The organism is Dankookia rubra, assembly GCF_004355005.1.
Taxonomy (GTDB): domain Bacteria; phylum Pseudomonadota; class Alphaproteobacteria; order Acetobacterales; family Acetobacteraceae; genus Paracraurococcus; species Paracraurococcus ruber_A.
Window position 1 is genome coordinate 1 of record NZ_SMSJ01000185.1, and the last position, 4816, is coordinate 4816.

At 75.8% G+C, this 4816-nt stretch carries 5 protein-coding genes; 1 reads left to right on the forward strand and 4 read right to left on the reverse strand.

Going from position 1 to position 4816, the window contains the following annotated elements:
- The 4 genes from E2C06_RS35350 to E2C06_RS35365 all read right to left on the reverse strand — a co-directional run.
- Positions 1-1130: glycosyltransferase family 4 protein (locus tag E2C06_RS35350; protein ID WP_133293221.1), on the reverse strand; the 1130-nt coding region annotated here is incomplete at its 3' end.
- Positions 1130-2356 carry an aminotransferase class I/II-fold pyridoxal phosphate-dependent enzyme gene (locus tag E2C06_RS35355; RefSeq protein ID WP_133293222.1) on the reverse strand — a complete coding sequence of 409 codons (1227 nt, stop codon included), beginning with the start codon at positions 2354-2356 and terminating at the stop codon, positions 1130-1132. The genes E2C06_RS35355 and E2C06_RS35350, both read right to left, overlap by 1 nt.
- Before the next feature lie 286 nt (positions 2357-2642).
- Positions 2643-3116, reverse strand: coding sequence for a protein-export chaperone SecB (gene secB, locus E2C06_RS35360; protein ID WP_133293223.1), 474 nt, complete (start codon positions 3114-3116; stop codon positions 2643-2645).
- 72 nt (positions 3117-3188) lie between these two features.
- Complete coding sequence (locus tag E2C06_RS35365; RefSeq protein WP_133293224.1) at positions 3189-3770, reverse strand: histidine phosphatase family protein; 582 nt, start codon at positions 3768-3770, stop codon at positions 3189-3191.
- 133 nt (positions 3771-3903) lie between these two features.
- Here E2C06_RS35365 and E2C06_RS35370 point away from each other — a divergent pair, with 133 nt between their 5' ends.
- On the forward strand, positions 3904-4587 hold the full coding sequence (locus E2C06_RS35370; protein WP_133293225.1) for a Tim44/TimA family putative adaptor protein: 684 nt from the start codon (positions 3904-3906) through the stop codon (positions 4585-4587).
- Positions 4588-4816 lie beyond the last annotated feature (229 nt).

Here is a 4816-nt window from a genome sequence, read left to right on the forward strand (position 1 = left end):
ATCGCCGCGCGCCGCGCCGGGTCGCCGGCCAGGGCGGCGATCGCCGCGGACAGCGCCGCGTCGTCGCCGGGCGGGGTGGCGATGCCGCAGGGGGCGCCATCGCCGGCCAGCAGCCGGGCCGCGGCGCCGCCCAGGTTGGCCACCACCGGCAGCCCCGCCGCCAGGTAGTCCATCAGCTTGTTCGGCGCGGTCAGCTCGGCGAAGGCCGGCACCGGCGCCAGGCATTGCAGGCCGATATCGGCGCCGGCCAGCAGCCCGGCCAGGCGCGGCTTCGGCAGCGGCTCGAGGAAGCGGAGATTGCCGAGGCCCCAGGCGGCCGCCCGGGCCCGCAGCGCCGCGGTCTCCGCCCCCTCCCCCACCAGCAGCAGGGTCACCGGCGCCGCCGCGGCCTGCAGCAGCGCCGCCGCCCGCAGCAGCTGGCCGAGGCCATTGGCCGGGCCCTGCGCCCCGGCATAGACCGCCAGCACCCCGCCCGGCGGCAGCCCCTCCGGCCGCCAGGGCGCCACCTGCGGGCCGAAAAGGTCGAGGTCGCAGCCGTTCGGCAGCACCGCCACCCGGTTTGCACCATGGGCGCGGGCGGTCACGGCCATGCCCTCCGACAGCGCGATCACCGCCGCGGCGCCGCGGCAGGCGGCATCGGCCAGCCGGTCCAGCCCCCACCACAGCGCCGGCCCGCCCAGCCCCATGGCGCGCGGCAGCTCCGGCCAGGGGTCGCGGATCTCAAAGACGAAGGGGATGCCGCGCAGCCGCCGCGCCGCCAGCGCCGGCAGCGCCACGCTCGGCGGGGTGGAGCTGGCGATCACCAGGTCCCATGGGCGGGACAGGGGGCGCGACAGGGCCAGCGCCGTGGCCCGCGCCGCGTAGCGCAGGAAGGCCCGGCCGCGGGCGGCCAGCGGCATGGCATTGCCGCAGGGGATGGCCCATTCCACCACCCGCAGGTCGCCCACCGCGCCCTCCCGCCGGCCGCCCGCGAAGGGGCCGCCGAGGCCGGTCACCGCCCCGGCATATTGCCCGCAGGCGACGGTGACCGCATGGCCGCGCGCCGCCAGCGCCCGGGCCATGGCATGGCTGCGGGTGCCGGTGGCGCCCGCGGGCGTCGAGAAGTGCTGGTGCAGGTAGAGGATCCGCATCAGCCGCCCGCGACCTGGCGGATCGCCGCCACCACCCGGTCCTGCTGCGCCGGCCCGAGGCCGCTGCCGGAGGGCAGGCAGAGCCCCTCGGCGAAGAGCCCGGCCGCCACCGCGCCGCCGGCCCGCGGCGCGGCGCGGAAGACCGGCTGCAGGTGCAGCGGCTTCCAGACCGGCCGGCTCTCGATCCCGGCGGCGGCCAGGGCGCGGCGCACCGCCTCCCGGTCCGGGGCGCCGGCGGGGCGCCGGAACAGCGCGACGCTCAGCCAGCGGTTGGCGCGGCTCCAGCCCGGCTCCGGCATGAAGCCGAGGCCGGGCAGCGCGCCGAGCCCGGCGCGGTAGCGCTCGAACACCGCCCGCCTGGCCGCCACCCGGGCGCCGAGCGCCGGCAGCTGCGCGAGGCCGAGCCCGGCCAGCACCGCCGAGAGGCCATAGGCATAGCCGGTCACCTCATGCTGGTAGTGCGCCGCCGGCTCCTTCGCCTGGGCGGCCAAGTGGCGGGCGCGGGCGATCAGGGCGGCATCGTCCGAGGCGAGCGCGCCGCCGCCGTCGGTGGTGACGATCTTGTTGCCGTTGAAGCTGAAGGCGGCGAGCCGGGCGCCCTGCCCGGCATGCCGGCCGCGCCGGCTGGCGCCGAGCGCCGCGGCGCTGTCGCACAGCACCGGCACCCCCCAGCGGTCGCAGAGCGCGGCGATGGCGTCGAGGTCGCAGGACTGGCCGAAGAGGTCGACCGGCACCACCGCCCGCGGCAGCCGGCCGCGCCGCGCAGCGCGGGCGAGTTCCCTTTCCAGCAGGCCGGGGTCGAGCGTCCAGCTCTCGGGCGCGACGTCGAGGAAGCGCGGCACGGCGCCCATCTGCACCGCGGGCGCGATGGTGGCGACGAAGGTGAGCGTGCTGGTCCAGACCTCGTCGCCCGGCTCGACCCCGAGCAGCCGGTAGCCGAGATGCAGCGCGGCGGTGCCGGAGGTGGTGGCGAGCTGGTGCGGGATGCCGGTGGCGGCGGCGAGCGCCGCTTCGAAGGCGGCGGGGGCGGGGCCGGCCGGGGCGATCCAGCCGCTGTCGAGGACCTCCCGGAGCGCGGCGAGCTCGCCGCCGGTGAGCTCGGGCGGGGAAAGCAGGATGGGCGCGGCGGGGCGGGGCCGCGGCGCCGGGGCGGGCGGGAAGCGCAGGACGGGGGCGGCGGCTGCAGGAGGGGCCGCGGCGGGAGACGCGGCCTGGCCTAGGGACATGCGGAGGAGCCCGGACTGTTCCGGGTCGATTCTGGGCGGCCCGGCGGCCGATCCGCAATGTTTTTAAGGTTATTATTAGCCAACCAAGCGTGGAAACTTGGAATGCTGGACCATACCGGGCGAGTTCAAGGGTTTGTTTGTTAAACGAAACATGACGTCCCGGCGGCGGCCCGCGGGGCCGGGGCGCCGAACGGCGCACGCCGCCGCTGCGGCGCAGCCAGGCCGGGCGGCGGCGCGGCGCCCGGCGTCCGAGGGGCACGAAGGCATGACCTTCGTGCGCCCGGCATCAGGCGTTGCCGACCTGGCCCTGCTGCTCGCCGCGGCGGGACTGCCAGAGTGCCACGAAGTCGATCGGCGCCAGCATCACCGGCGGGAAGCCGCCGTCGCGGGTCACCTCGGCCAGGATGTTGCGGGCGAAGGGGAAGAGCAGCCGCGGGCACTCGACCAGCAGCACCGGCTCCAGCACCTCGGGCTCCACGCTGATGGTGAAGATGCCGCAGTAGACCAGCTCGGCGATGAAGCAGGTGGTGTTCTGCGCCTGCGCGTCGGCGCGGATCTGCAGCGAAACCTCGTAGACGTTGCCGCCTTCCTGCAGCGGCCGGGCCTGGACGTCGAGCTGCAGGTCGACGCGCGGCTGCTCGCGCAGGGTGGAGAAGATCTCGGGGGCGCCGGGGACCTCGAAGGAGAGGTCCTTGGTGTATTGCAGGTTCAGCACCAGCGGGCCGGTCGGGGCCTGCGGCATGGCGGGAGCGTCGGACATGGGGGTCTCTTCCGGTGCGGACAGGCCGCGGGGGCTAGCACGCGGCGGCCACGGGGGACAGGGCGGCCCCGCCTATCGCGGCCGCTTCACCGGCGCGACGTAGTGCCGCCACTCGATCCCGCTCGGCGCCGGCGCCGCCGGGTCGCAGCGGATCCAGTCGCCGTTCATCAGGCGCTCACCGGTCATCGCCAGGATGAAGCCCCAATGCGACACCACCAGGGTATCCCGCCATTCCGGCAGCGCCGCCATCTCGGCGCGGAACAGCGCCGCGCGCGCCTCGATGCCGCCGTGCGGCTCCTCGATCGCCGGCCACCAGACCTCCTCGATATGGCGGAAGTCGACCTTGGGCCAGGCCATGGCCAGTTCCGCGCGCGGCGAGCCGATGTCGCAGGAAAAGGCGTAGCGTTCCCGCACCACCGGCATCACGTGCACGGGGATGTTCAGGCGCTTCGCCAGCGGCGCCGCGGTTTGCAACGCGCGGGTATAGGGGGAGGCGATGATGCGCCGCAGCCCTTCCCCGGCCAGTTGCTCCGCCGCCTCCTCGGCCTGGGCATGGCCGAGCGGGGTGAGCGGCGGATCCGGGATGCCAGGGTCCGTCTTGGTGGCGGTGAAGCGAAGGTTGAACTCGCTCTGGCCGTGTCGCAGCAGGATCATCGCGGCGCGGTTCCGGGAAGGGGCGCTCCGCGATAGCCGGACGCCCCGAAACCGTCCAGTGTGGCCGGGTTTATCCGGGGGCGGCGTTGCGGCGGCACCCCCGCGACCTTAAATAGGTGAAAAGGAGTTAACGATGACGGGTGGCTTTCCGCTCGACCTGATCCTCTTCGCCATGGTCGCGGCCTTCCTGGTGCTGCGGCTGCGGAGCGTGCTCGGCCGCCGGACGGGGTTCGAGCGCCCGCCCGCGCCGGAACCGCGCGCCCCCGGCTACGACCCGCGCGCTGCGCCGACCCTGGACGGGGCGGCCGAGGAGGTGCGCGCCGCCCCGGCGAAGGGCGGCACGCGCCACGTCCTGCCCGACCCGCGGACGCCGCCGGGCGCGGCGCTCGGCCGCATCGCCGCGGCGGAGCGGGGCTTCGACCCGGCGGGCTTCCTGAACGGCGCGGAAGGCGCCTTCCGCATGATCGTCGCCGCCTTCGCGGCCGGCGACCGGCAGACGCTGCGCGCCCTGCTGTCGGACGCGACCTATGCCGGGTTCGAGCAGGCGATCACCGCCCGCGAGCAGGCCGGCGAGCAGCAGCGGACCGAGATCCGCGCGGTGCACGAGATGGCGATCGAGAGCGCCGACCTGCGCGGCTCCACCGCGGAGATCGTGGTCCGCTTCGTCACCGACCAGGTCAACATGACCACCGGCCCGGGCGGCGAGGTGGTGACCGGCAGCGACGCGATCACCGAGCTGACCGACCTCTGGACCTTCCAGCGCGAGGTGGGCTCCACCGACCCGAGCTGGAAGCTGACCGGCACCAGCCACGCCTGACAGCGATGGCTGAGATGGGAAGGCGCCGTCCCCGCGGGCGGCGCCTTTTGCATGCCTGCATGCTGCTGCTGGCCGGCGGCGCGGCGGCGCAGGACCTCGCCGCGCTGCCGGGCTGGGCCGAGGAGGACGCCGCGGCGGCGCTCGCCCCCTTCCTGGCGGGCTGCCAGGCGCTGGCGCGGCGCGACCCGGACGAGAGCCTGGGCGGCGCCGGGGACGCCGCGGCGCGCGG

Excerpts from the sequence above, each read along its gene's own strand:
- E2C06_RS35355 (WP_133293222.1), bottom strand. The coding sequence starts at position 2,356 with ATGTCCCTAGGCCAGGCCGCGTCTCCCGCCGCGGCCCCTCCTGCAGCC.
- secB (WP_133293223.1), bottom strand. The coding sequence starts at position 3,116 with ATGTCCGACGCTCCCGCCATGCCGCAGGCCCCGACCGGCCCGCTGGTG.
- E2C06_RS35365 (WP_133293224.1), bottom strand. The coding sequence starts at position 3,770 with ATGATCCTGCTGCGACACGGCCAGAGCGAGTTCAACCTTCGCTTCACC.
- E2C06_RS35370 (WP_133293225.1), top strand. The coding sequence starts at position 3,904 with ATGACGGGTGGCTTTCCGCTCGACCTGATCCTCTTCGCCATGGTCGCG.